Here is a 26,557-nt window from a genome sequence, read left to right as displayed (position 1 = left end):
CAGCGCGCCGCAGTTCTGGCCGCACTTTATCGCGCCTGTATGGCGGCTCTTCATAGGACATTGCGCACCTAGTCCTCCCCGCAGTGCAGGCCGTGGGCAAGGAGAAAGGAGGCATCTCCTCTGGACGCCATCTACGCCCGGCAGTCCGTGGACAAGGCAGACAGCCTCTCCATACAGGGACAAATCAACCTGTGCAGGCAAAAGGCCGGCGCGGAATTTCAAATCTATCAGGACAAAGGCTACTCCGGCAAGAATACCAACCGTCCGGCCTTTCAGCAGATGATGGGGGATGTGGAGCGCGGTCTGATCCAGAAAATTATCGTCTACCGGCTGGACCGCTTCTCCCGCTCCATCGCCGACTTTGGGCGGCTGTGGGAGGTTCTGAGAGAGCACAGCGTGGAGTTTGTCTCCATCAACGAGACCTTTGACACCTCCACGCCCATGGGCCGGGCCATGCTCAACATCATCATGGTCTTTGCCCAGTTGGAGCGGGAGACCACCGCAGAGCGGGTGCGGGACAACTACTACCAGCGGGCCAGGCTGGGCTCCTGGCCCGGCGGCCCGGCTCCCTACGGCTTCTCCATCGGGAAGCTGCCCGGGCCGGACGGAAAACCGGCTCCCAGCCTCCTTCCCAATGCGCACGCCGCCATTGTGGAGCGCATCTTCCAGTCCTACGCCCGGGAGGAGGCCTCCCTGGGCAGCGTGGCCCGCTCCCTCAACGGCGACGGCATCCCCGCCCCCAGGCGGGCGGTCTGGGACAATGTGTCCCTCTCCCGCATTTTACATAGTCCATTATACGTCATGGCCGACGAGGATGTCTATCTATACTATCAGGGTAAAGGCCTGATTTTCTCCAACAGGCTGGAGGAGTTCGACGGCCTTCACGGCGGTATGATTGTGGGAAAACGGGACCGGAGCGCAGGCAAGTACCAGGACCTGAAGGAGCAGCGCTTCTCCCTGTCCACCCACCGCGGGCTGATTCCCTCCGGCCTGTGGCTCCGGTGCCAGTATAAGCTGGAGCATAACCGGCAGCTGGGCAATTCCGGCCGTGGGAAGCACACCTGGCTCTCAGGACTGCTGAAATGCGCCTCCTGCGGGTACAGCGTCAAGGTCAACCGGGACAAAGACAAGTACTACCTGGTGTGCAGCGGCCGTTCCAACCTGGGGCTGTGCCATTCGTCCATCCAGGTGGACCTGCGGACGCTGGAGGCTGCCGTGGAGGCGGAGCTGGAGCGGCTGCTGGCGGAGTGCCCGGATGAAAGCCCCCCTCAGTCAGAGACCCGGGAGAACACTGCGGCTCTGGCCGAAATCGACCGGAAAATTGACCGGCTTATCTCCGCCCTGGCCGAGAGCAGCGACCTGACTATGTCATATATCAACCGCACCGTCAAAAAGCTGGAGTCCAGGCGGCAGAGTCTGCTGGAGCTCCAGGCCAGGCAGCATGCCGGTCCGTCCCACAAAATGCAGCATCTGAAATTCGCCCCCCTGGAATTTGGGCAGAAAAAGCTGGTGGCCGCTCAGTTTATCCAGGAAATCAGGCTGTCCGGAGAGACGGCGGAAGTTTTCTGGCGCGTATGAGACGGCCGTCCCATCCTCCCCGGATATTTTTTCATCTGTCCCCTCAAAAACAAGAAATTGGGCCGTGCAAAAAGAGCAGCGGAGCTGCATACCGCTTCGTTTCATTGGCCGATCGGGCAATGCCATCTGTCTTTTGTGCATATTTTTGCCGGATTTAATCAAGTATTGCCAAGTTATTGCATCTATGCGATAATATTCTCAACCTATTTACTCTGCGTCAGGGAGGTTGAGGGGCCATGATCCGCATCGCCGTTGTAGAGGATCTGGAGGACGAAGCGCAGCAGCTTATAAAGTGCATTGAGCAGTATGGCCGGGAGAAAAACGAGCGCTTTGCCATTGAACGCTTTTCCGATGGACTGGCCTTCATCGAAGGCTATGAACCGCGCTACGATATTATTTTTATGGACATCAATATGCCGCTCATGAGCGGGCTGAGCGCGGCAAAGCGGCTGCGCATCGTGGACCCCAGCGTATGCCTTATTTTTGTCACGCAGATGGCGCAGTACGCCTTAAACGGCTATGAGGTGGGCGCCAGCGACTATATTCTCAAGCCGGTGACCTACGGTTCCTTTGCGCTGCGCTTTGACAAGGCGGTTGCCTCCGCCAAGGGCAGGCAGCACCACGCCGTCCTCCTGAAAACGCAGAGCGGCCTCTCCCGGATCGACACGGACAGCATCTGCTACGTCGAGGTCAACAAGCATCTGGTCGTGTACCACACGGTGAACGGGGACCTGGAGTCATGGGAATCATTAAAAAGCGTGGAGGAAAAGCTGGGTCCGCTGGCCGGAAGCCGCTTTGTCCGCTGCAATAACTGCTTTTTGGTTAACCTGCATTATGTAAACAAAATTGACGGCGATACCCTCTGGGTAGGCGACAGCCAGCTGAAGATCAGCCGGGCGCGGCGGAAGGGCTTTCTCAACGCGCTGACCGTCTTTTTCGAGACAGGAGGCTGACCGTTATGGGCGGAGACTCCGTTCTGAACCTTCTGGCCTGGGGAATCGAGAGCATACAGTCCTATCAGTTTCGCCTGTTCTGGGCAGAGCTGCTGTTTTTTGTTCACCTCCCCCGCAGGCGGCTCTTCGGGCTGCGGGTGCTGGTGTGGCTCCCCTTCCTCCTTCTCCCGCTGTTCTTCAACAACAGCTTTGACAGTTCCTTTTTTATTGTCCGCAACTATACCTGGAGCTTCCTGGTCTGGTTTATCTATTCGGTCTTTGCCATGGCCTTTTGCCACAGGCTGGATGTGGAGCAGCTGGCCTATATCAGCGTTGTGGCATACAGCATGCAAAACCTGTTCGCCAGCATAAAATACTTTCTCCTCTACCGCTTTTTCTCCGTCTCGTCCCTTCTGTTTGAAAGCCTGACGCTTGCGCTGATGCTGGCGCTCTATGCTGTGTTCTGCTTCACCTTTATTCGGTCCTGGGTGCGCAAGTTCAAACTGGAGCTGCGCATCAACAAGATGTATCTGCTGGTGTCCGCCACCGCAATTCTGCTGATCCTGAACGTTCTCAACTCCTACATGCAGAACACCAGCCTGGACTCGTTTACCCTGTCAAACAACTGCCTGCTCTTCAGCATCTGTACCGCCCTGATTATCCTGCTGCTGGCAGGCGTCTACGACAGGTCCTATACCCAGTATGAAAAAGACACCCTGCGCCAGCTGCTGCTGGAGCAGGAGAAGCAGCGCAGCCTGTCCGAGCGCACCATCTCCATGATTAACATGAAGTGCCACGACATGAAACACCAGCTGCTGGCCCTGAGCCGGAAGGAGGGCGGCGCTTCCGACGGGACGTATCTGCGCGAGACGCTGGACTTTATCCAAATTTACGACAGCTTCTTTAAGACGGGAAACAAGTATCTGGATTTGATTCTGACCGAGAAGAGTCTGCTGTGCCAGAGCGAAAAGATTGCGCTGACCTGCACGGTGGACGGCGCGGCGCTGGACTTTATGAGCGCCACGGATATCTACTCCTTTTTCGGCAACGCCCTGGACAACGCCATCGAGTGCCAGCAGCGCTGCCCGGAGGAGAAGCGAAGCATCTCGGTCAGCGTCTGCCGGCAGAACGGCGGCTTTGTCAGCATCGTCATCAAGAACTACAATGAGCGCCAGCCCGAGTTCCGCAACGGGCTCCCCAGAACCTCCAAGGGAGACAAAAGCCTCCACGGCTTTGGAACCAAGAGCATGTACTACATCATCCACGATCTCTACGGCGGGAACCTGCTGATGCGCCAGGAGGGCGACGTCTTTATCGTCTCGGCGCTGCTCTCTCTGGATGCCAAGCGGCGGGAGCCCTGAAAATTAAATATTTTGAGAAAAGCGTGACTGCACACCCGCAGTCACGCTTTTCTTCTGTCCTGAAGGTGGTCCCGCGCCATTTGTGCAAAACGCCGAACGTCACCTTTCCCGCCGGCATTCAAAACACCGGTCGTGCGCGAAAACATACCATTTGTGCAACGCGCACGCAGATGGGACCTGAATCCCGACCAGTCATGAGTAAAACCGCCGAAAAGGGCTCTGCACATGCTACAATAAGAGCGCTTAAAAAAGCAATATTTTAAGGAGGAGAGATTGAAATTGGCAACGAAAACGAAGAAACTGTTCATTTTGCTTGCTCCGCTGGTCGTGTATGCCGTTATCGCAGCCGTCATGGTCGGCATGCACTTTGCCAACAGCCGGCCGGCCACAGCCGCCGCCGAACCGGAAGCCAGCACGCCCCAGGGCGACTATGAGTTCGTCTTTACCGGCACAGTGGAGACGGCCACAGGCCGTACCTTTACTCTGGACATGATCGGAAACAGAGACGAGGGACAGACCCTGAACCTGACGGTAAAGGAGATGCCGGCCCTGAATCTGGCCGGCACCTGGACCTTTACGGAGGGCAAGGGCTACAAGGTCTTTCTGGGCGACGCCAACGGCACCTTCGCGTACAGCCGCTACAATCCTGACACCGAAACTTTCTCCTTGACCTTTGACTACGACATGGGCAACTTCGGCCAGCCCCGGGTAGTGCTTACTTACCTAGACGAGGACTTTGCCGCCGAGTACGACGGCGTGGGCCTGGGCCGGAAGCCGCCTGTCTTTTCCCTCACCGGCTACACCACCTATCAGCACTACGGTTATGGCACTCTGCTCTGTGCCGAGGACGGCACCGTCTCGGCCAGCCTGACCAACACCGGCGCCGGCTGGTACTTCAACCGGTCCGGCAACTGGACGTACGACGAGGCGGCCGACGAGTACGTCATCGTATTCACCGACTCCACCATCTCCCTGACCGACGGAAACTTCGACATCCACGAGGACCCGGCCGGCGACTACATCCTCTGGACCAAGTTCCCCATAGGCGCGGAAGAGCCCGAGTACGGCACGCACCTCCTGGTCAGCGAGCTCCAGGATACCTACCAGCTGTTCACAGACCCCTATGAGTACCACGCCCAGTACGACGAGGCCACGGGCAGCTATCAGATTGCAATTGAGGCACAGTACAACTGGGGACTGGGACACGGCGATATCGTCACCTTCTCCGGCAGCGCCTCCGTTGCGGATATGGAGGGTTGATCCATGAAAATTAAGAGAAAAGAGCTCTATGGGCTTCTGTACGTGGTCGTGGCCTTCTTTCTGGCGGTCCTGATCGCGCTGAACTACTTTGCGTTTTCATACAGCACCCTGGTCAGCAATTTCTTCCATCAGTCCGCCTTCCGAATTGAGGCGGATGAGAACGCAGGCAGCGAAAATACCAACTACTTCAATCTGGACTACACCTCCAGCGAGCAGCTGGAGGCCGATGAGCGGGCCTACGCCGAGGAGGTCCAGTCCGAGGGCGTAATCCTCCTGCAGAACAACGGCCTGCCCGTGGAGCCCGCCAGAACCACCTTCCTGGGCATTTACAGCCGGGACGACATGCTCTCCGCCGGCGTATCCGTCTCGGACAACGCCCCTTCCATGGAACAGCAGTTCACCGACGCCGGCTTTGCGGTCAACCCCACCATGATCTCCTACTATCAGAGCCTTACCGAGGAGGCCGACCCTGCCGAATTCCCCGCCGAGGTCAGAGACTCCATCTCTTCTTACAATGACCTGGCTGTCGTGGTGCTCTTCAGCGGCGGCGCCGAGGCCATGGACATTACGGTGGACGACCTGCGCTTTACCGACACCGAGGAGGCCCTTATTCAGTATGCCTCTGAAAACTTCACCAACGTGGTGGTTCTGCTCAACACCTCCAACACAGTGGAGTGCGGCTATCTGGAGCAGTTTGACAACCTCTCCGTGCTCTATATCAACTTCAGCGGCGACGCCGGCATTGGGATCATCCCCCGCATCCTCACCGGCGAGATCAACCCCTCCGGCAAGACCACGGATACCTTTGCCTACGACGTGGAGTCCCCCATCGCCATGCTCAACTACGAGAACAGCGCCGAGGACCAGGGCCTGATGAGCGGCGGAGAGCGGGTCGGCAACTACATTAATTATGTCGAGGGCATTTATGTGGGCTACCGCTACTTTGAAACCCGGTATGAGGACGTGGTCCTGGGCACCGGCAACGCCGGCGATTTTGACTACGCCGCCACCGTCCAGTATCCCTTCGGCTACGGCCTCAGCTACACCACCTTCGCCTACTCCGACTTTTCCCTTCAGGAGAATCCCACCAGCTTCACCCTGTCCGTAACGGTCACCAACACCGGCGACACCTACGCAGGCAAAGAGGCTGTGGGTTTCTACATGCAGTCCCCCTACACCGAGTATGACAAGCAGTACGGCGTGGAGAAGTCCTCCGTGCAGCTGGTGGGCTTTGCCAAGACCCAGCTGCTGGCCCCCGGCGAGCGCGAGACCCTGACCGTCGAGGTGGACAAGGCCGAGATGCGGGCCTACGACGCCAATAATCTCAAAACCTATATTGTGGACGACGGCCTGTACTACTTCGCCGCAGGCGCCAACGCCCACGACGCCGTCAACAACATTCTGGCCGCCAAGGGCGCCGCAGGCATTGCCATGGATGCCTCCAAAATGACCGCCCCCGGCGACGCCTCCCTGGCGGGCACCTACACCCAGGAGAATTTTGACGCCGAGACCTACTCCTACGGGGCCAACGGCGAGAAAATCACCAACCGGTTTGACGACGTGAACATGAACTACTACTATCCCGGCACGGTATATGTAACCCGGAACGACTGGATGGGCACCATTCCTGCCCAGAAGGCGGGGGACATTGAGGCCACTAAGGCGCTGCTGGGCAGCTTCAACCCCACGTTCGAGTCCAGCGGGGAACCCGCCCCCGCCACGGGCCAGAGCAACGGCCTGACCATCATGGCCCTGATGGGGCTGGAATACGACAACGAGTACTGGGACATGCTTCTGGACCAGCTCACAGCGGAGGAGCTCATGTCCATCGTGGCCTACGGCGGCTTTAAAACCAACATGGTCAGCAGCATCAACAAGCCCGCCTCCGTGGACAAGGACGGCCCTGCCGGCCTGGACTCCTCCCAGCTGGGCGGCGAGAGCTGCTACACCTTCCCCTCTGAGAGCATGCTGGCCTGCACCTGGAACAGAGAGCTGGTAGCCCAGCTGGGCTACTTTGTGTCCCAGGACTGCCTGCTGACCGGCACCACCGGCTGGTACGCCCCCGCCTGCAACATCCACCGGGTAGCCATCTGCGGCCGTACCAGGGAGTACTTCTCCGAGGACGCCTATCTCTCCGGCGCCATGGCCTACGCCGTTGCCTCCACCGCCCAGGCCCACGGCGTGGTGACCTACACCAAGCACTTTGCCCTCAACGAGCAGGAGAATAACCGCTCCTCCGTGTGCACCTTCTCCAACGAGCAGGCCATCCGCGAAATTTACCTCAAGCCCTTTGAGATGGCTGTGGCTGAGGGCGGCGGTATGGGCATCATGACCTCCATGAACCGGGTGGGCACCACCTACTCCAGCTCTCACTACAACCTGTGCACCGGCGTCCTGCGGGACGAATGGGGCTTCCACGGTGTGGTCATCACCGACTTCGTCAGCGGCCCCAGCGACAAGGTGGTCCCCCGCGAGATGGTCCTGGCCGGCACCGACCTGTTCCTCTGCACCGTCAGCGACCAGTCCATGTTCATCGAGGGCTACCAGAGCGACCCCGACGTGCTCAATGCCCTCCGGGATTCCGCCCACCGCATCTGCTACGCCTATGTCAACTCCAACCTGATGAACGGCCTGTCCTCCTCCTCCCGGGTCATCCCCGTCACCCCCGCCTGGGTCTATGGCCTGTATGCAGTGGACGCGGCCGTCATCTACGTGCTCTATCTGCTGGCCATGACGCCCGTCCTGAATAAGCTCAGCGCGAAGAAGGAGGATAAACATGAAGCTCAATAAGTTGGATTTCATCAACGCGGCCTCCATTGCCGCGGCGCTGCTGGGTCTGATTCTGGCCCTGGTGGGCTGTCTGGTCCTCTCCGTACAGGAGGGCATCGGCGTCAACCTGTCCCTGTCCCCGGTGGTCTATGTCGGCGCGGCCCTGATTGTCCTGGGCCTGATCGGCGCCATCGCGGGAAATGTGCTCTACAACAGGCGCGGCGATATGAACCGCGTCCTGGCCAGCCTGGCCCTCTATGTGACGGTTATCGCCCTTCTGGCCGTGCTGGTTCTGGTGGTATACACCATCTTCATCCCCGTACTCAACCCCTCCAATGGTTAATTTCCCCTGTCCGCTTCCGGCGGCTGTACTCCGCCAGCGCCTTTTATCCTTGCGGGTCTCACAGAGCCCGGGCCCCGGCAGCTTGAACCTGTTTGGGACAGCGATAGTCTGGACTGGAAGGACCTGCCCGCTTCTGAAATCGTCCAGCGGGTTACCAGCAAGGTGCAGCCCGGCTCCATCGTTCTCTTTCACAACGCCGCCCTCCATACGCCCGAGGCCCTGCCCACCATTCTGGAGACCCTGCTCCAGGAAGGGTACACCTTTGTTCCCATCTCCCAGCTCATCCTTCCGGGCACCTGCGGCACTGATTATACCATTGACCACACCGGCAGGCAGTGTCCGGCCTGAACCTGCACACACCGCCAGTCCCACCCCGGCCGCTTCCTGTCCCTCAGCGGCCCCCCTTTCCCCAATGCAACAGGGAAACAAAATGCGGCAGGCAAATAAGTGCCTGCCGCATTTTTATGTTCTGTCCGCAGCTTATCGCTCCTGCCGGGGGACGATATGGTCCTTGTCCTTATAGATGCAGTTGGCGGGGACAACGCCCCGGACGCAGGAGGTGGGGTAGACGCTGCTGTGCCGGCCCAGGATGGTGCCGGGGTTGAGAACCGAGTTGCAGCCTACCTCCACAAAATCGCCCAGGATGGCGCCCATCTTCTTCCGTCCGGTGGGCATGTCTGTCTCTCCCTTCACCACCACCAGCGTCTTGTCCGACTTCACATTGGAGGTAATGGAGCCTGCGCCCATGTGGCTCTTGTAACCCAGGATGGAGTCGCCCACATAGTTGTAGTGAGGTGTCTGGACGTTGTCAAAGAGGATGACGTTTTTCAGCTCCACCGAGTTGCCCACCACGCAGTGGGCCCCAACCAGGGCGGAGCCCCGGATGAATGCGCAGTGGCGCACCTCGGTCTCCGGGCCGATGATACAGGGCGCACCCAGGTAGGCGGTGGGCGCCACCACCGCGGTCTTGTGAACCCAGACGTGCTCTTGGGGCTGGCTGTATTCCTCCGGGGAGAGCTGGCTGCCCAGGGAGAGGATCAGCTCCTTGATGCCGTCCAGAGCCTCCCAGGGGTACCGAAACCGGCTGAGGTATTCCCCCGCCATGGTGTGGGACAGATCGAGCAGATCAGAAACGGTAATGCTCATAAAATATGGGGCCTCCCATTCTTTCATTGAGATGTTTTGGTTTTGTCAGCATATTGGGTCCGATAACCCGGCAAACCAGGATATTGCCTGCCGCTTTATGCCATTTTATTTTATGATAGCACAACGCGCCTAAAAAAACCACTCGCTTTTCGTGTTCCACTCCGACAGTTTTTACTCCCGGATTGCAAAATACCACATCTTGAACCCCGGCCGGCGGTATGGCATTGAATTCGCCCGCATCGATATCAGGGGAACCATGCCCACCGAAGAAATCAGGCAAAGGGATTTTCCGTGGGATAGGGCAGGGAGGCGGGCCGGTTATAGGCGATGTCCCCCACGCCCAGCAGGCGGAAGGTCTCAAAGAGCGCGCGGCCGTGGTGCCCGAAGGCCACCGCGCCGTGGTGGGGATAGCGCTTCTCCAGCAGCACATGTCGGTAGAAGCGTCCCATCTCCGGGATGGCGAAGATGCCGATGCCGCCGAAGGACCCGGTAGCCACCGGCAGGATCTCGCCCTGGGCGATGTAGGCCCGCAGAACGCCCTCGCTGTCGCACTGGAGGCGGTAGAAGGTGATGTCGCCGGGGGCGATGTCCCCCTCCAGGGTGCCCCGGGTAAAGTCGGGCTCGCCGCCGTTCTCCAGCAGCCGGTTCTGGATGAGCTGGTACTTCACCGCCCGGCCGGCGCACATCTTGCAGGAAGGGGTGTTGCCGCAGTGGAAGCCCATGAAGGTGTCGGTGAGCTTGTAGTCAAACCTGCCGGAAATCTCCGCGTCGTACAGGCTCCTGGGCACAGAGTTGTTGATATCCAGCAGGGTCACCGCGTCCCGGGAGACGCAGGCGCCGATGTACTCGCTGAGAGCGCCGTAGATATCCACCTCGCAGGCCACGGGGATGCCCCGGCTGGCTAGGCGGGAGTTGACATAGCAAGGCTCAAAGCCAAACTGGCTGGGGAAGGCGGGCCAGCACTTGTCGGCAAAAGCCACATACTTCCGGGCGCCCCTGTGCTCCTCCGCCCAGTCCAGCAGAGTGAGCTCAAACTGGGCCATACGGGCGAGCAGGTCGGGGTAGTAGCGCCCCTCCCCCATCTCGGCGGCCATGTCGGCACACACGCCGGGGATGCGGGGGTCGTCCCTGTGAGCCTGGAAGCTGACCAGCAGATCCAGCTCGGAGTTCTCCTCCACCTCCACGCCCAGCTCATAGAGGCCCTTGATGGGGGCGTTGCAGGCGAAAAAGTCCTGAGGCCGGGGGCCAAAGGTGATGATCTTCAGATTTTTCACGCCGATGGCCGCCCGGGCCACGGGCACGAACTCGGCAATCATCCCGGCCACGTCCTCCGCCGTGCCCACCGGATAGGGCGGGATGTACCCCTTCAGATGGCGCATGCCCAGGTTGTAGGAGCAGTTGAGCATGCCGCAGTAGGCGTCGCCCCGGCCGTTGATCAGGTCGCCGTCCCCCTCGGCGGCGCCCACAAACATGCAGGGTCCGTCAAAGTACCTGGCGATCAGGGTCTCAGGCGTCTCGGGACCGAAATTGCCCAGAAAGACCACCAGCGCATTGCAGCCGGCCTTCTTGACGTCCTCCACCGCCTTGAGCATGTCGCCCTCATTCTCCACGGTGACAGGGCACTCATAGAGCGCGCCCTTGTAGGCCGCCGTAATGGCGCTCCGCCGCCGCTCCGACAGGGCGATGGGGAAGCAGTCACGGCTCACCGCCACGATTCCCAGCTTGACCTCAGGAATATTTTCCAGCATGTTCTTCTCCTCCTCTGTTACGCCTCTTCTTCTATCTCTGTGTTTTTGCCCCGCAGCCCAATCGGAGCGCCTGTCTGAGCCTCAGCGCTGTCCGGATGGGCCAGGAGCCACTTGTTCCGGGCCCACAGCCTGCGGCTCTCACCCGGCAGATTGGTCAGCTCCGGCTTTTCCGTATTGGTGCCCCTGGGTAGCACCACTGCCACCCGGAACCCCGCCTCCCCGTCCACATGGCAGGGGGCATAGTGCAGGCTGGTGGCGTACACCTCCACCAGGATGCCGGCGGGCACATAGAACCCCACTACCCTGTCCGTGTCCAGCACGCCGCCCTCTATCTCCCACTGGTGGGCCAGCAGGAGCACAAAGGGCGAGGCGCCCACATTGAACTCGCTGCTGCGGTGATATTCCAGGCAGTTGAGCCTGGTGTTGCGGCCCCAGCACATGCCCACCTGGATGGGCAGGCCGCCAAAGGCCCGGTCCTCCAGCTCCCGGAAGCAGTCGGCCCCCTCCAGCTCCGGGATGGAGGGCCGGTAGGCCGTCCCCTGCTCCGGCAGGGGAATGGACTCCATGGCGCTCAGCAGCCCCGCCAGGTCATAGCCTGTGTGAACCTGACCGTAGGAAGCAAATGCGCTGTCAAAGACGCTTCTGATCTCCATTTTCTCTCCTCCTTACCCCAGGGACGCAAGCGCGCGGAACTGCTCCCGCAGCGCCGGATACAGGTTACGGTATAGATTGTAGCAGGGCTCGTAGGCCGCCGAGGCGGCGCCGTCCGGCGCGGTGCGCTCTCCCGTGCGCACCGCCGCGGCGCAGCCCTGTGCCACGGTACCGTACACACCCGCGCCCACGCCCGCCAGGATGGCCGCCCCCAGGGCGGGGCCCTGTTCGGAGGCGATGGTCTTGACCGGGCAGCCGTACAGGTCGGCGAGCATCTGACGCCACAGGCGGCTCCGCCCGCCGCCGCCGCAGACCGCCATGTCGGACACGTCCACCCCCATCTCCCGGAACACGTCCAGACACTGGCGCTGGGAGTAGGCCACCCCCTCCATCACCGCCCGGATCAGGTCGCCCCGGGTGTGGATGGCAGACAGACCGAAGAACACGCCTCTGGCGTCCGAGTCCAGCAGCGGGGACCGCTCCCCCATCAGGTAGGGCAGGTAGATGAGACGATTTGCGCCGATGGGACTCTTCTCCGCCTCCGCTGTCATCAGCTCATAGGGGTCCACCCCCAGGGCGGCAGCGGTCTCCCGCTCGGCGGGACAGAGCTGGTTGCGCAGCCACTGGAGGGAAAGTCCGGCGGCCAGGGTGCAGCTCATCACCGTCCACGCGCCGGGCACGGCGGAGCAGAAGGTATGCACCCTGCCCTGGGGGTCGATGGTCACGCTGTCCGCATGGGCGAAGATAACCCCCGAGGTGCCCAGAGTGGTGAAGGCCCTGCCCTTCTCCACCACGCCGGTGCCGATGGCGGCGGCGGCATTGTCCCCCGCACCGCCCACCACAATGGTACCCTCAGCCAGGCCGGTGGCCTCCGCCGCGGCCTTTGTAACCTGGCCGGTCACCTGGCAGGACTCGTACATCGTTCCCAGCATAGACCGGTCAATGTCCAGCAGGGAGAGGATCTCGTTGCTCCACTGCCGCTTGGGCACATCCAGCAGGTTCATGCCCGAGGCGTCCGACACCTCAGTGGCAAATTCCCCGGTGAGCTTATAGCGGATATAGTCCTTGGGGAGAAGGATGTGGCGGCATTTTTCATAAATCTCCGGCTCATGCTGCCGCACCCACAGGATTTTCCCGGCGGTGAAACCGGGGAGGGCGGGGTTGGCAGTGATGGACAGCAGCTTCTCCCGTCCCACCAGCTCTGTAATCTGGTCGCACTGGAGCTGGGTGCGGCCGTCACACCACAAAATGGCCTTCCGCAGCACCTGGCCATGGCCGTCCAGCATGACCAGGCCATGCATCTGGCCGGCGATGCCCACGCCCCGGATATCCTCAGGCCTGGCGCCGCTTTTTGCCAGCACGGTACGCACCGTCTCCTGTACCGCCCGCCACCAGTCCTCCGGGTCCTGCTCCGCCCAGCCGTTTTTGGGCTGGTAAAGGGGATACTCTACGGTATGGCCGGCCACGCGGCGGCCGCCGCTGTCAAAAAGCACGGCCTTTGTTCCCGACGTGCCCAGGTCAATGCCCAGCAGAAGCTCCATACGCACACCTTCTCCTCTGTTTTTAACATTTTATTGTGAGTGCAAAAAATTCCTCCGCCGGCGTCACGGCGCGCCGCCTGTCAGCGTGAAGGAGCGGAAGTCCAGCCTTCCCCGCCCCATAAATTTGAAGTACAGCGCCCGTGTTCCGTCGGGGATGGCACAGGGTGCGCCCAGTTCCTTCCAGCCGTCCCCCCTGAGCTTTACCGCAATCCGGGCCGCCGGGGACTTGCAGTCCGGCGTATCGGACACCAGAAGCGCTCCATCGGCCCGGCCCCTTACCTGGACGGACACGGATTTCAGGGACTGAACGGCAAAATACTTGAAGCCTGCCGCCGCCCCATCTCTCATATTGGCAATATACTGGCTGTCCCGCTCCTCGCCGTCCTTCCCCTCCTGGGTGAAGTAGGGGTGGGCGGCCAGCCGCAGCCGTGGGAACCGGATGTCGTACCGGGCGGTCCCCTTCCCGCTCCACAGGTTGCAGGCGATGCGGGCCGGGTACTCCCCCTCCCCCTTCAGCGGCCCGCCGTTCAGGCCGCAGCTCGTCACCTCCGTCTGGCGGAAGCCGCCCTCCGCCGTCCGCTCCAGCTTCTCGGCGCAGGCCTGGCGGGAGTAAGAGTGCCGGTTGGTCTGGCGGTGGTAGAACACATACCACGCTCCCCCAATTTCCACAATTCCTCCGTGGGTGTTGCCCAGGTAGTTGACGGCTCTTGATTCATCGGTATTGCCGTCCAGGAACAGGTCGCCCATATCCACCAGAGTGCCTCCGAAGGTGAAGGGGCCCCTGGGCGTGGGCCCCATGGCGCAGCACAGCTCGTGGTTATGCTCCGAGGAGTAGACAAAGCAGTACTGCCCGTCCACCTTGCGGATGGAGCTGGCCTCAAAGAAGGCGTGATTCTCAAAGGCCCCCGGCTTCCCCTTGGTGGGGAAGAGCAGGTCGGGTCCGGACTTGATGGTCACCATGTCCGGCTCCAGCTCCAGTACCACGCCCCCCGGGTTGGTCAGGCTGTGGAACCCGGAGGCCACGGCAGGCACCTTGGTGGCAAAGCCGGAGTAGAGCCAGACCCGGCCGTCGTCGTCGGTGAGCACGCCCGGGTCAAAGGGAAAGGGCTCCCCCGACCTGGTGCCCCAGATGTGCCCGTCCGGGAACTTCACATGGCCGTGGAACCGGTAGTGTCCCGCCGGGGTGTCGCACACCGCCACCGCCATAACCCCCAGGAAGTCAAAGGCGTAGTAGAGGTAGTACCGGCCATCCGGTCCCCGGGTCACATCGGGCGCGTACAGGCACCGATGGCCCCCCTTGTTCATGGGGTCCTGATTTTTGCGGTAGATGACCCCTTCATACCGCCAGTCTTTCAGATTGTCCACAGGCGCGGACCAGCAGACGTAGTCGTTCATACAGAAGAGCGGCCCGCCGAAGCGGTCGTGGGAGCCGTACACATACACCCGGCCGTCAAATACGTGGGGTTCCCCATCCGGGATGTACTCCCAGCTGGGGAGATAGGGATTAAACGCCTGCTCCATGCCCGTTCCTCCGTTCCATTTCAGAAAGCATTTTCGTTTAAAACTTTTATTAAAATATTTTCTATAAGTTCCGGTCATATTGTACGGCAGCCCTTGTATATTGTCAAGTCTCTTGCGGAAAATAGTTCTTCTTTCCCTCTGGATTTCCTATAATTTTTTATAATCTCCCTTGTATTTTATAAAAACTGTGATATTATTTTTATAAAACACTTTTGTAAAAATGGTGATTTCTATGGGCAAGTCCTCTCCTCACTCCACCGTGGAACTGCGAAAAATCAATCGAAACAGGGTATTTCACTATCTCTACCATGCAGCGGAGCCGCTGACGAAGCAGGAGCTGGCCTATCGGCTCTCCATGAGCCTGCCCACTCTGACCCAGAACCTGACGGAGCTCATTGGAATGGGCCTGGTGGACAACTCCGAGACGGCCGGCTCCAACGGCGGGCGCAAACCCCGGATTCTCTCTGTGGTGCCCCGGGCCCGCTGGGCGCTGGGGGTGGAGATCTCCTCTCAGCATATCCGTCTGGCGGCCCTGGATCTCCAGGTCCACGAGCTGGGCTTCCGGGTTATCAATCTGCCCTTCCATACAGGCGAGGAGTACTCTGTCCGCCTGTCCCAGACCATCGAGTGCTTCATTGACGAGCTGGGCCTGGACCGGAGCAGGCTGCTGGGGGTGGGGATCAGCATCCCCGGCATTGTGGACAACGGCCAGCGGTACGTCACCGCCGCCCCCACGCTGGGTGTGCGCAAACTGGACGTCCACTGCATTGCCGAGCACATCCCCTACCCGGTCTGCCTGGTCAACGACGCAAATGCAGGAGGCTTTGCCGAGTGCTGGGAGCGCACCGGCAGCGTGCAGCACATGGCCTATCTGTCTGTGAGCCGGGGCGTGGGAGGCGCCATTCTCACCTCCGGCACAGCCTATCTGGGCACCAACGGCCGCTCCGGCGAGTTTGGCCACATGTGCATCCATCCCGGCGGCGCCCCGTGCAGCTGCGGCCGCCGGGGCTGCCTGGAGGCCTACTGCTCCACCGCCCGGCTCTCCGACGATATAGGCGTCACCCTGGAGGGCTTCTTCCAGGCCCTCTCCCGGGGCGACGCCGCCTATTCCGCCCTCTGGGCGCGCTATCTGGACGATCTGGCCGTGGGCATTGCCAATATCTATGCCGCGCTGGACTGTGAAATTGTGCTGGGCGGAAAGCTCTCCCGCTTTATGGATGAGAATTTTGACGCCCTGGATCAGCGTCTGCGGCGACTGGACCCGTTCTATCAGGAGAAGCCCTATCTGTCCATCTGCCGCTACTATGACCACTCCAACTGCATCGGCGCGGCCCTCTACTTTGTGGCGCAGTTTATTCAGCAGATTTAACCTTCCGCTCTTCCCTCAAGACAGCGCGTCCCGCCGGAGCATATGCTCCGGCGGGACGCAGTGTCTCTCTCTTCTTTCAGCCGCTCAGCCTATTCCACGCCAAAGAGGATGTGCCGGAAGATATACGCCGTACGGCTCTGCCCCAGCTTTTTTACAAACAGGTCCGTGCTGGCGCCGCCGTGGTCCAGCAGCCCCTGCACATAGTCCATGGTCTTTGCCGTCTTTTCTTCCCGGCCGCACCTGGGCGCCCGGCTCAGCAGGGCGCTGTACAGCTCAGCGGCCCTCAGGGCGGCCCGGTCCAGCCGCTCCGACATGCCCCGCCCCTTTTTGGCCAGGCTCTGAGGCAGGCGGATGGCGTCGTACCACCGGGCGCCCTGACTATAATTCCCAATATCCCCCAGAGACGCTTTCAGCTCCTCCAGCGCCGCCAGGCTCCCCTCCAGGCAGGCCGCGCCTGCCACCTGGGTGTCGTACAGCTCCACAAGCATGGTGTCCGCCCCCAGAACCCGGATGCGATCATAGGAGAAAAGAGGCGCGTCCCGGTACAGGGGTGTCAGGATGACGGTGTCCATCTTCATCAGCCCAAGCAAAGCGCTGCCTGCCATCACTGACAGGTTGCCCACGTCTGCCACCTGCCACTGTTTCAGAGAAAAGGTCATGGGTCCCACCTTCAGGCGGGCGTTTTCTCCCAAATCCACCTGGGAGAGGGAAAAGTCCCGGGCCCAGCGGGCAATCAGCTGATCCTTTCTCACATTCTCACCTCAATATCAGAGAGGGCGGCAATCTGTGCCGCCCTCTCTCCTCTGTTTCCTCCCGCGCTCTCAGCAGGCGGCGATTTTCTTGTTCTCAAACTTCCAGTCGGCCAGCCCGGCCCTGTGCAGCAGCACGGTGCCCCACAGGAACGCGCCCTGGGACACAATGTTTACACACTGGGCCGTCCAGTGCATGCCGGAGCTGTCGTCAAAGGTGGCGCTCAGGTAGCCCATCCCCACCATAAAGCAGAAGGAGACCACATACAGAACTGCCGCCAGCCGCTGCTTCATCTTCAGGGACAGGGCGAACAGGGACCACTGGGTGCCGGCGCAGCCCACGGTCTGCATGATGACAAAGGGGATGGAGCTGGTGTATACCGGAACGGCGGCCACGCTCATGACCGCTGTTCTGCCCCTGTTCCAGCGGGTAAACATGCCCGCCAGGGACAGGAACACCAGCAGGAACCCGGGCCCCTGCATGGGGAAGAAGCTGTTCTCCAGCAGCGGATAGTCGCAGACGGCCAGGGCGTAGAGGATCTTCCATCCCGCCTTGAACAGCCCGCCGATAAGCACCATGATGGATCCGGTGGCCAGCAGGGCGTAGGCTCCCTTGATCATCTTGTTGTACAAATCCCGCTGGAGGAGCACAGCGGCGGCAAAGAACAGCACCACGGGGATAAAGTCCACGACTGCCATGGGGACAGTAATTCCGTTCATATTCGTTCCCTTCTTCCTGTGTACAGACGGCTCAGGCCACGATAAACTTCACATTTTCCAGATGGTACAAGGGGATAAAGGGCAGCAGGATGGGGGTGCGCTTCACATAGGCCTGGTACTCCGGGTCGGCGCCGTAGTTTCTGTTCTGCCGCAGCTCCAGCCGCTTGGCGCCGCTGAACATGACATACACAATGAGAATATAGCCCAGAATGGCGACGATCCACTGAACAGCCCCCCTGAGGGCGCCGGCGCCGGACAGGAGCACACCGGTCCAGAACAGCACCTCGCCCAGGTAGTTGGGGCAGCGTACCAGGCGGTACAGCCCGGTGTCGCAGAAGCGGCGGGGATTTCTGGCCTTGGCAGCCGATTTCTGCTTGTCGGCCACGCTCTCCAGCACCAGGGCCAGAATCATGATCACCGCGCCCACCGGGGCCATCACGCCGCCCTGGTCGCCGTTGGCCGCCCGGTAGAACACCGGGGAGACCTGCAGCACATACATGATGGCCACGCACACCCAGATGGCCGCTTTGACAAACACCGGGATGGGCTTGTCCCCGCCGGTGGCCTCCTTCAGGGTCTTGCGGTAAGAGGCGCTCTTGATCTCCCGCCACAGCAGGAAACCGCCCAGGCGGACGCCGTACACCATCAGCAGGACACACAGCAGAATGCTCCACACCGTCAGAGAGCCGCCGTACATCACCAGGATGGCCGCTCCTGCGCCGCACACGGCAAAGCCGTACCCCACGGAGAGAAAGTACACAAATTTATAAAACCCCACCGCGCTCAGCAGGGCGCACACTGCCAGCACAACCCAGATGGTGGCCGGGAAGGCCAGCCTCAGCATTTCAGAAAGCTCCATGACGCATCCCTCCGTTATTTGCCGTAGCAGCTCGCGATATAAGCCCGGAAGCTCTTCTTGCCGTATGTATCCTTGCCCACCAGCTCGTGGGTCAGGGTCCACTTGGAGAAGCGGATGATGGCCTCTTTGCCGTTCTTTTTCCGTTTATTCACCCAGGCCAGCACGTCGAAGAGGAACACCGGCGCCCGCTTGATAACGGCGGGCTTGCCTGCCGCCTCAAAGAACATGCGGGCAATCTCCTCGTAGGAGTAGGTCTCGTTTCCGCCCACATCATAGATCTTGTTGTGGTCCAGCATGTGCAGAAGGATGAAATCGGCAAAGTCGGCGGTGTCGATGACGTTGGCGTGGGCGTCCACCTTGCCCAGCAGGGTCACCTCCCCCTTCTCAATCATGGGCATGAACACCTTTGCAATGTCGTAGAAGTAGCCGGTGGGCCGGTGGATGACATAGGGGATGCCGCTCTTTTTCAGCTCCTCCTCAAACATGGCCTTGGCGTGGAGCATGGGCACCTTGGGATCGCTGTCGGCCTGAATGACCGAGATATAGGTGAAGCCCTTTACCCCCGCCTTCTGGGCCTCGTGCAGCAGGTTCAGGTTGCCCTGGTAGTCAATGTCGTAGTTGGTGATGGTGGCGGAGGCCCCGGTGAGGCCCACGGTGGTGATGACAATGTCCGCCCCGTCGCACAGGCCGCTCATGGTCTCCGGCCTGGTCACGTCAATGGACCGGGCGGTATAGCCCCCGGAGAGGCCCTCCACCTCCTTGACCTTCAGGTCGGCGGCCACCACTTCATAGCCGCCCCGGACCAGGGCGCGCAGGATATCGGTGCCCAGGTTGCCAAATGCGCCGGCAAGTACTACTTTCATTTGTTCTTCTCCTTTGCACGTTTGTCGTTGATGATGTCCATATGCTCGGCGGTGATGAGGGTCACATTGTGCTCCCTGGCCCAGGCCACGCAGCCCTTGAGGGCGGTGGGCAGGAAGATGCGGGGCACCTTCACCAGCTTGGCGCAGGCCTCGTCGGTGAATTTGATCTTGTCGTCAATGCGGTCGGCGGCGTATTTCACCGACTCCACCGTGGTCTGCCGCACAGGCAGCAGCTCGGGGATGGGACGGCGGAACTTGGTGTACCAGAAGTTCTTGGAGTCCCGGTAGCCGTAGTCCACCGGCACCCGGGGGAAGCCGCTGGCTGTGACGCCGTTGACAATGGCGTTGTACTGCTTCTCCTTCATGAGGATTTTCTCCACCTTTAGGATGAAGTGGGCGCCAAACTCAGAGGTGATGCCGTTGAAGTCGTGGTAGGGCCCGGGGTAGCCGTTGAGCAGGCCGGGCTGGTCGTCCTGGGCGTTGTCCAGGGTGTCCACCCAGGTGCACTCAAACACCTGGAAGCACTCGGCGATGACCTGGGGATACACGCCCTCCGGGTCGGCCTCCTTGCGCAGGCCGTCCTCCAGGGTGAAGATGCAGTCCTTCATCTTCTCCTCCGGGGTGTCGCCGGGGAAGCCCATCCGCACCGCCTCCTTAAACAGCCTGCGGCTGTCCGGAATGAAGTTGATGGTGCACTTCTTATGCTTGAGGATGTTCTGGGCCGTGTTGGAGGAATTGCGGCAGCACAGCAGCATGGCGTAGAACTCCTTGCCCGCGATGTAGTAGGGCTGGCACAGCGAGTAGGGACCGAAGGTGGTCTTGCCGTCGTCGGTCAGGGTGCCGATCATCACGGTCGGCATGGGAAAAAACGCGGAAGTCTGGTAGAAATTGTCCACAATGCGTAGGTCCTTAAAGCTGCTCATAATTTCTCGCTCCCTTTTCTTTGTTTCCTGGTCTTACCGCAGCCGTCCGGCCAGAATCCGGATCTCCTCCTGGCCGATATCCGGCTGTAACGCCGCCGCCAACACAGTCTCCGCCAGCACAGGGGCCAGTATCCTGTCCTCCATGTCCAGCCGCTCCATCATGCTCAGAATACGCTGGGAGATCTGGTCCCGCAGCATGCGGTGGCGGCTGTTGATGGCCCCGGAGGACCCGCCGGTCTGAGAGAACTGCTCCCACACCGCCCCGTACAGGGACCCAAAGCCCTTAATGGCCCGCTGGATGTCCACAAGGCCGTCGGCTGCCGTGGGCGCTCCGGCGCAGGCCCGGTCCATCTGGGCAAGCACCTCCACCCAGTCCTCCATCATAATTGAGGCCACCAGAGTGTCCTTGTCCTTGAAGTAGTTGTAGATGGTGCCCACCGCAATGGAACACTCCCGGGCCACGCTCCGCAGCGTCAGACCGCTGTACCCCTCGGCAAACAGCTTCCGCCGGGCCGTAATAAGAATCCGGGTCCGGGCTTCGTCAATGATCTTTGGCATAGGCGCCTCCTGTTTTTATGAACACGTTCACAATCACAGTATACTTCATTGTTATAGTTTTATCAATCTCAATTTATCCCAAATTTCGCCATAATATTTATGCAATATTTATAAATGTCATTTCGCTTTTTATCCGATTTTTGACATATAAAGATACTGAAATTCTTCTGCACCGGCAAAAAATGTCTCCTTTTTCCTTCTCTCAGAAAATTTTATCTTGTCTGGCAGTTTCCGTCACCGTATTTCGACGGTACGCCGCCGCCCGCTGTATCTCCGCGGTTCCTCTCCATAACTGCCCTCTTATTTTAAGCTGCCGCTGTCTGGCATGCGCTTCTTTTTGGTCCTTTCCAAGGCCTGGCGCTTCGGTGTATAATAATAAAAATAAACCGAATTTCCCTGCAATCCCAGCATCAAAACACAGCACATTTTAAAAAGAGGAGAGATGAAGCGCCCATGATACAGGTCGCTGTCATTGAGGACGATCCCGCCGCCGCCAAGACGCTTCTGGACTATCTGGAGCGGTACCAGGCGGAGCGGAATACCCCGCTGGCGGTCACCTCCTTTCCCGACGGCCTTGACATTGCAGAGGATTACCGGCCAGTGTGGGATGTAATTTTGATGGACATTGAAATGCCCCTGATGGACGGTATGTCCGCAGCCCGGCGCATCCGGGCGGCAGACCAGGACGTCATCATTATCTTCATCACCAACATGGCCAAATACGCGATTAAGGGGTATGAGGTGGACGCCCTGGACTTTGTGCTCAAGCCGGTGAGATACTTTGCCTTTGCCATGAAGATGGACAAGGCTCTGTCCACCCTGTCGCGGCGGAAAAGGCCCAGCGTACTCCTGTCCTTCAAGGGAGGTATGCTCCGCCTGTCAGCAGAGGAGATTACCTATATTGAGGTGGCCCGCCACCAGCTCATTATCCATACGGAGAGCGGGATATACACCGCCCCCGGGACCCTGTCGGAGATGGAGAACACCCTCAGGGACGCGGGCTTTGCCCGGTGCAACAAAGGATATCTGGTCAATCTGCGCCACGTACGGCAAATCACCGCCGACACCGTGCGGGTGGGCGGTGATCAGCTCATCATCTCCCGCCGAAAGCGGGAGGAATTTCTCAGCGCAGTAACCGACTACTACGGAGGTGGGGGCACATGAATGAGCCGCTGTCCAATATGCTCCTGCACCTGCGGTTCCTCTCGGAGCTGCTGCTGGGCATACTCCCATTTTTTCTGCCGCTGGCCAAAAGAAAGCACCTTTGGCTCAGGCTGATTCTCAGTCTGTGCTGCCTGTGCGCCATGAGCCTTATCAGTCTGCCCTTTGGCGCCGAATTGTTTTTCTATTTTCTTGGGGCGGCGGGCATGGTCTGGCTGTGCTGCGCCGTAACCCCTCAGGACGCCCTGTACTGCGTGGCCTGTGGCTATGCCTGGCAGCACTTCTGCTACGCCCTTCGGGAAGCCGTCCGTCTGGCCGCCGGCATCCCCGACACGGTCGTTATGGCGCCCGGCTGGAGTGCTGTCAGCATCGCGGTTATTCTTGTGAGCACCGTCCCGGCCTATTTTCTCTTTGCCCGGCAGATGGCGGAGAAAAAACAGTACAATATGGACACCCACCACTCCCTGGCCTCCACCATCACCGTGCTCATCATTGTATGGATCTTCAGCATTGCAGCCAGCACCGCCTTTGAGGCAGGCATGGAGCGGCTGTACATCGTGTGCAACCTGTACGACATGTTCTGCTGCTTCTTCCTGCTGTGGATTCAGGTCAGCCAGATCCGCCGCTCCCGGCTGGAGCGGCAGCTCACCTTCCAGCAGGTGCTGCGGGACCGGCAGCGGGAGCAGTACGAGCTGACCCGTGAGAACATCGACCTCATCAACCGCAAGTGCCACGACCTGAAGCACCAGATGGCCGCCCTGCGAACCATTGTCCCCGAGGCGCAGCGGAAGGCCTACCTGGACGAGGTAGAGCGCTCCATCCACATCTACGACTCCACCCTGGAGACAGGCAACGAGGTGCTGGACACCATCCTCACCGAGAAGAGCCTCTACTGTGACACCCATCAGATCAACATGACCTGCGTGGCCGACGGCAGCGGGCTGGCCTTTATGGACAGCATGGACATCTATGCCATCTTCGGCAACGCCCTGGACAACGCCATCCGGGCAGTGCTCCGGCTGGACGACCCCCAGAAGCGGGTCATCGCCGTGTCGGTGTGGACCAAGAACGGCCTGGCCCTCTTTCAGTTTGAGAATTACTTCGAGGGTGAGCTCAGCTTTGACGACGGCCTGCCCCGCACCACAAAGGGTTCCGAGGACTACCACGGCTACGGCATGAAGAGCATCCGGGAGACCGCCAAAAAATACGGCGGGCAGATGACCCTGCACACCGAGAACAATCTCTTCCTGCTCCGCGTGAGCGTGCCCGTGCCCATGTGACAAAAACAGCCAAAACCGCCCCCAATCCGCCCCTGCAAGGGTCGGTGGGGGCGGTTTTATTTTTTGCCCGAACCGTTGCGGCAGGAAAAACCGCCGTTTGGGCAAAGTGTGCGCCACGCCTTTCCATTTCTGGCATTCTGAATATCAGAATTCCGGCGGGCCCACACGTTCAGGAAGGAGGTCTGTCTCATGCACCGGAGCCCGCCGGAGCATAACCGCTGCTGCAATTCAGTGGAAGGAGAGTGGAAGGTTCCCTATGAAAAAGAAAGCACTCATTACCCGCGGCCTGGCCGCTGTCATGGCACTGGTGCTGTTCCTTTCCGTGTCGGCGTCCGTGCTGATGTTCGACAATGCGGGCATCATCAACCAGGCGCTCAACCTGAGCACCAGCAAGGTGGTAGAGCTGGGTGAGGGAGAGACCGGCAACACCATCTACTACGACAATCCCTTCGGTACCGACACCACCAACCGCCAGGCCACCATGGACATGGAGCTGGCTGTGGCGGCTGAGAACATCGCCCAGGCAGAGGAGGGCGCCGTGCTGCTGAAGAACGACAACAACGCCCTGCCCCTCCAGTCCGGCGAGCGGATCACCATCTTCGGCAACGGCTCGGTCAACTCGGTGGACTCGGCCAGCGCCGCCGTCAACGCCACCGCCTTTGAGTCCATCCCCGCCGTGGGCATGGTGGACGCCCTCCAGGAGGCCCTGGGCGCGGACAACGTGAACACCGCCCTGGTGGAGGTCTACTCCAAGCTGAGCCTCACCATCAAGGACGAGGTGTACGAGGCCCCCATCGCCGATGTAAAGGCCAAGGAGAGCACCTGGCAGAGCGATTACAACGACGCCGCCGTGGTCACCTTCACCCGGGTGGGTTCCGAGGGCAACGACAGCGCCATGGTCACTGCTGAGGGCCGTCACTATCTGGGCCTGTCCGAGAACGAGGAGGCCCTGATGGAGTATCTGAAGAGCCAGAAGGATGCCGGCGTGTTCTCCCGGATCATTGCCGTCATCAACTCCGACCAGATGATGGAACTGGACTGGGTGGATGAGTACGGCGTGGACGCCTGCCTGCTCTCCGGCCTGCCCGGCGCCGTGGGCTGGACGGGCATCGCCAACGTGATGGTGGGCAAGGTGGCTCCCTCCGGGCACACCGTGGACACCTATGCCGCCAACTCTCTGTCCTCCCCGGCCATTACCTATGCCGCCGGCAACGCCATGAACTGGGCCAACGCGGACTGGATTCTGGCCAACTGCGCCGATAACGACGGCAACGGCACCAACATCCTCCACTACACCATCTACGCCGAGGGCATCTATGTGGGCTACAAGTACTACGAGACCCGGTATGAGGACGCGGTCATGGGCAGCGGCGGCGCCTCCAGCCCGGTGGGCTCCTCCACCGGCGGCGGCTGGAACTACGCCGACGAGGTGGTCTATCCCTTCGGCTACGGCCTGAGCTACACCACCTTCGACCAGGTGCTCCAGGGTGTGGAGTTCGACGCCGTGGAGGACCAGTATCAGGTGACCGTCCAGGTGACCAACACCGGGTCTGTGGCGGGCAAGAGCGTGGTGGAGGTCTACGCCCAGACCCCCTACGGCGACTATGAGAAGCAGAACAATGTAGAGAAGGCCGCCATCCAGCTGGTGGGCTTTGAAAAGACCGATACGATCCAGCCCGGCGAGAGCCAGACCGTCACCGTCCCTGTGGAGCGGTACTTCCTGGCCAGCTATGACTCCAAGGGCGCCAAGGGCTACATCCTCTCCGCCGGCACCTACTACCTGTCCGTGGGCGACAGCGCCCACGACGCCCTGAACAACGTGCTGGCCGCCAAGGGCTACACCACCGCCGACGGCATGACCGCCGACGGCAGCGCCGCCAAGACCTACTCCTGGACCCAGGCCGACCTGGACACCGAGAGCTATCGTCTCTCCCGGGTTGACAGCTCCATTGAGGTCACCAACCAGTTCGATCACACCGACCTGAACACCTTCGGCATTGAGATGACCTACCTCTCCCGCTCCGACTGGGCGGGCACCTTCCCTGTAGAGCAGATGCATCTGGAGATGAACGAGGCTCTGCTGGAGGAGCTGAGTCTGGACTGGTATGAGCAGCCCGCCGACGCCCCCGCGGTGTCCGACTTCACTCAGGGCGCGGACAACGGCCTGACCTTCTCCGACATGCGCCTGGTGGAGTGGGACGATGAGGAGACCTGGAACAAGTTCATCGACCAGCTCACCATCGACGAGATGGCCAGCATGCTCATGGACTCCCGGGGCACTGCCGCCATTGAGAGCATCGCCATGCCCGCCGCCCCCCGCACCGACGACAACAGCGGCTTCGGCCCCCTGCTCTCCGAGGGCGCCAACGGCATCAAGTGGGTCACCGAGGCCCTCACCGCCCGCACCTGGAACAAGGCCCTCTTTGAGTCCCGCGGCCGGGTCATGGGCATTGAGGCCACCTTCTGCGGCCTGACCGAGATCTGGTACGGCGGCGGCAACATCCACCGCACTCCCGTGGGCGGCCGCAACTGGCAGTACTACTCCGAGGACGGCAACTTCGGCTACATCATCGGCACCTATGAGGCCATCGGCATGCAGTCCCAGGGTGTCATCTACTGCCCCAAGCACTTTGTCCTCAACGACCAGGAGACCTTCCGCGAGGGCATCTCCACCTTTGCCAACGAGCAGTCCATCCGCGAGATCTACATGCGCTCCTTCGAGGGCGCCATCTGCGACGGCGGCGCGCTGGGCATCATGACCAGCTTCAACCGTCTGGGCTGCCGCTTTGCCTCCGCCAACTACAACCTGGTCCACAACGTCCTCAAGGGCGAGTGGGGCTTCAAGGGCCACGCCACTACCGACGGCTACACCCAGTCCGGCTTCAAGATGCATTTTGAGGAGGAGGCCACCGCCGGCATCGACTACACCTGCGCCAGCAACAGCGACTACGGCGACGCCGTCAAGAGCTACATCGAGGCGGGCGACGGCTTCATGCTCCAGCGCCTGCGGGACATCACCAAACACAATATCTACGCTATCTCCCGCACCTTTATCCAGAACGGCCTGAGCAGCAATACCGCCATTGTCTCCATCGTCCCCTGGTGGGAGACCACCCTGCTGGCCATCTCGGCCGTATCCGGCGTGGGCTTTGTCCTGTGCGCGGTGCTCACCGCCGTGTGGACCCTGGGCGGCAAGAAGCGTTCTGACGAGAAGGAGGGTTAAGC

General features: G+C 60.6%; 23 protein-coding genes. 11 read left to right on the top strand and 12 right to left on the bottom strand.

Going from position 1 to position 26,557, the window contains the following annotated elements; translation table 11 throughout:
- Positions 1-120: 120 nt before the first annotated feature.
- From Q0K06_RS00460 to Q0K06_RS00430, 7 genes are all read left to right on the top strand, one after another.
- Positions 121-1,578 carry a recombinase family protein gene (locus Q0K06_RS00460; RefSeq protein ID WP_365924131.1) on the top strand — a complete coding sequence of 486 codons (1,458 nt, stop codon included), beginning with the start codon at positions 121-123 and terminating at the stop codon, positions 1,576-1,578.
- 236 nt (positions 1,579-1,814) lie between these two features.
- Positions 1,815-2,531, top strand: a complete 717-nt coding sequence (locus Q0K06_RS00455) for a LytTR family DNA-binding domain-containing protein (protein ID WP_294547135.1) — start codon at positions 1,815-1,817, stop codon at positions 2,529-2,531.
- 5 nt (positions 2,532-2,536) lie between these two features.
- Positions 2,537-3,871, top strand: coding sequence for an ATP-binding protein (locus Q0K06_RS00450; protein ID WP_294547132.1), 1,335 nt, complete (start codon positions 2,537-2,539; stop codon positions 3,869-3,871).
- A gap of 279 nt (positions 3,872-4,150) precedes the next feature.
- Positions 4,151-5,131, top strand: coding sequence for a hypothetical protein (locus Q0K06_RS00445; RefSeq protein WP_294547129.1), 981 nt, complete (start codon positions 4,151-4,153; stop codon positions 5,129-5,131).
- Positions 5,132-5,134: 3 nt separating this feature from the next.
- The gene (locus Q0K06_RS00440) at positions 5,135-7,921 is read left to right on the top strand and encodes a glycoside hydrolase family 3 N-terminal domain-containing protein (RefSeq protein ID WP_294547127.1); all 2,787 of its coding nucleotides are present in this window, start codon (positions 5,135-5,137) and stop codon (positions 7,919-7,921) included.
- Positions 7,908-8,243 carry a hypothetical protein gene (locus tag Q0K06_RS00435; RefSeq protein WP_294547124.1) on the top strand — a complete coding sequence of 112 codons (336 nt, stop codon included), beginning with the start codon at positions 7,908-7,910 and terminating at the stop codon, positions 8,241-8,243. Before Q0K06_RS00440 ends, Q0K06_RS00435 begins: the two co-directional genes overlap by 14 nt.
- A 162-nt stretch (positions 8,244-8,405) precedes the next feature.
- Complete coding sequence (locus Q0K06_RS00430) at positions 8,406-8,591, top strand: hypothetical protein (RefSeq protein WP_294547121.1); 186 nt, start codon at positions 8,406-8,408, stop codon at positions 8,589-8,591.
- 132 nt (positions 8,592-8,723) lie between these two features.
- On the opposite strand, the gene Q0K06_RS00425 is transcribed toward Q0K06_RS00430, so the two are convergent.
- The 6 genes from Q0K06_RS00425 to Q0K06_RS00400 form a co-directional block, all read right to left on the bottom strand.
- A complete protein-coding gene (locus tag Q0K06_RS00425) occupies positions 8,724-9,389 on the bottom strand; it encodes a UDP-N-acetylglucosamine pyrophosphorylase (RefSeq protein ID WP_294547119.1) in 666 nt (221 codons plus the stop codon).
- Positions 9,370-9,669 (bottom strand): hypothetical protein, encoded by a 300-nt coding sequence (locus tag Q0K06_RS00420; RefSeq protein ID WP_294547116.1) that lies wholly within the window; start codon positions 9,667-9,669, stop codon positions 9,370-9,372. The genes Q0K06_RS00425 and Q0K06_RS00420 overlap by 20 nt, the downstream gene beginning before the upstream one ends.
- Complete coding sequence (locus tag Q0K06_RS00415) at positions 9,662-11,137, bottom strand: fucose isomerase (protein WP_365924082.1); 1,476 nt, start codon at positions 11,135-11,137, stop codon at positions 9,662-9,664. The genes Q0K06_RS00420 and Q0K06_RS00415 overlap by 8 nt, the downstream gene beginning before the upstream one ends.
- Before the next feature lie 17 nt (positions 11,138-11,154).
- A complete protein-coding gene (locus Q0K06_RS00410) occupies positions 11,155-11,790 on the bottom strand; it encodes a DUF4867 family protein (RefSeq protein WP_294547113.1) in 636 nt (211 codons plus the stop codon).
- Between the two features lie 12 nt (positions 11,791-11,802).
- The gene (xylB, locus tag Q0K06_RS00405) at positions 11,803-13,329 is read right to left on the bottom strand and encodes a xylulokinase (protein WP_294547110.1); all 1,527 of its coding nucleotides are present in this window, start codon (positions 13,327-13,329) and stop codon (positions 11,803-11,805) included.
- A gap of 63 nt (positions 13,330-13,392) precedes the next feature.
- Entirely contained in the window at positions 13,393-14,850 is a 1,458-nt protein-coding gene (locus Q0K06_RS00400) for a family 43 glycosylhydrolase (RefSeq protein ID WP_294547107.1), read from the bottom strand.
- Between the two features lie 232 nt (positions 14,851-15,082).
- Here Q0K06_RS00400 and Q0K06_RS00395 point away from each other — a divergent pair, with 232 nt between their 5' ends.
- Positions 15,083-16,219, top strand: coding sequence for an ROK family transcriptional regulator (locus Q0K06_RS00395; RefSeq protein WP_294547104.1), 1,137 nt, complete (start codon positions 15,083-15,085; stop codon positions 16,217-16,219).
- Between the two features lie 89 nt (positions 16,220-16,308).
- Here Q0K06_RS00395 and Q0K06_RS00390 read toward each other — a convergent pair whose 3' ends face one another.
- The 6 genes from Q0K06_RS00390 to Q0K06_RS00365 form a co-directional block, all read right to left on the bottom strand.
- Complete coding sequence (locus Q0K06_RS00390) at positions 16,309-16,971, bottom strand: hypothetical protein (RefSeq protein WP_294547101.1); 663 nt, start codon at positions 16,969-16,971, stop codon at positions 16,309-16,311.
- A gap of 69 nt (positions 16,972-17,040) precedes the next feature.
- Positions 17,041-17,688, bottom strand: coding sequence for a hypothetical protein (locus Q0K06_RS00385; RefSeq protein ID WP_294547098.1), 648 nt, complete (start codon positions 17,686-17,688; stop codon positions 17,041-17,043).
- Positions 17,689-17,719: 31 nt separating this feature from the next.
- Positions 17,720-18,547 (bottom strand): DUF1295 domain-containing protein, encoded by an 828-nt coding sequence (locus Q0K06_RS00380; protein WP_294547095.1) that lies wholly within the window; start codon positions 18,545-18,547, stop codon positions 17,720-17,722.
- A gap of 14 nt (positions 18,548-18,561) precedes the next feature.
- Positions 18,562-19,410 carry an NmrA family NAD(P)-binding protein gene (locus tag Q0K06_RS00375; protein WP_294547092.1) on the bottom strand — a complete coding sequence of 283 codons (849 nt, stop codon included), beginning with the start codon at positions 19,408-19,410 and terminating at the stop codon, positions 18,562-18,564.
- Positions 19,407-20,333 (bottom strand): flavin reductase, encoded by a 927-nt coding sequence (locus Q0K06_RS00370; protein WP_294547090.1) that lies wholly within the window; start codon positions 20,331-20,333, stop codon positions 19,407-19,409. Before Q0K06_RS00370 ends, Q0K06_RS00375 begins: the two co-directional genes overlap by 4 nt.
- A 33-nt stretch (positions 20,334-20,366) precedes the next feature.
- Positions 20,367-20,891 carry a TetR/AcrR family transcriptional regulator gene (locus tag Q0K06_RS00365; protein ID WP_294547087.1) on the bottom strand — a complete coding sequence of 175 codons (525 nt, stop codon included), beginning with the start codon at positions 20,889-20,891 and terminating at the stop codon, positions 20,367-20,369.
- A gap of 453 nt (positions 20,892-21,344) precedes the next feature.
- On the opposite strand from Q0K06_RS00365, the gene Q0K06_RS00360 reads away from it, so the two are divergent.
- From Q0K06_RS00360 to Q0K06_RS00350, 3 genes are all read left to right on the top strand, one after another.
- On the top strand, positions 21,345-22,055 hold the full coding sequence (locus Q0K06_RS00360) for a LytTR family DNA-binding domain-containing protein (RefSeq protein ID WP_294547084.1): 711 nt from the start codon (positions 21,345-21,347) through the stop codon (positions 22,053-22,055).
- A complete protein-coding gene (locus Q0K06_RS00355; protein WP_294547081.1) occupies positions 22,052-23,332 on the top strand; it encodes an ATP-binding protein in 1,281 nt (426 codons plus the stop codon). The genes Q0K06_RS00360 and Q0K06_RS00355 overlap by 4 nt, the downstream gene beginning before the upstream one ends.
- Before the next feature lie 256 nt (positions 23,333-23,588).
- Complete coding sequence (locus tag Q0K06_RS00350) at positions 23,589-26,555, top strand: glycoside hydrolase family 3 protein (RefSeq protein WP_294547078.1); 2,967 nt, start codon at positions 23,589-23,591, stop codon at positions 26,553-26,555.
- Positions 26,556-26,557: the final 2 nt, after the last annotated feature.

The organism is uncultured Pseudoflavonifractor sp. (assembly GCF_944387805.1).
GTDB lineage: Bacteria > Bacillota > Clostridia > Oscillospirales > Oscillospiraceae > Pseudoflavonifractor.
Note: the sequence above shows the minus strand (reverse complement) of the source record. Positions and strands in the feature narration are given on the sequence as shown.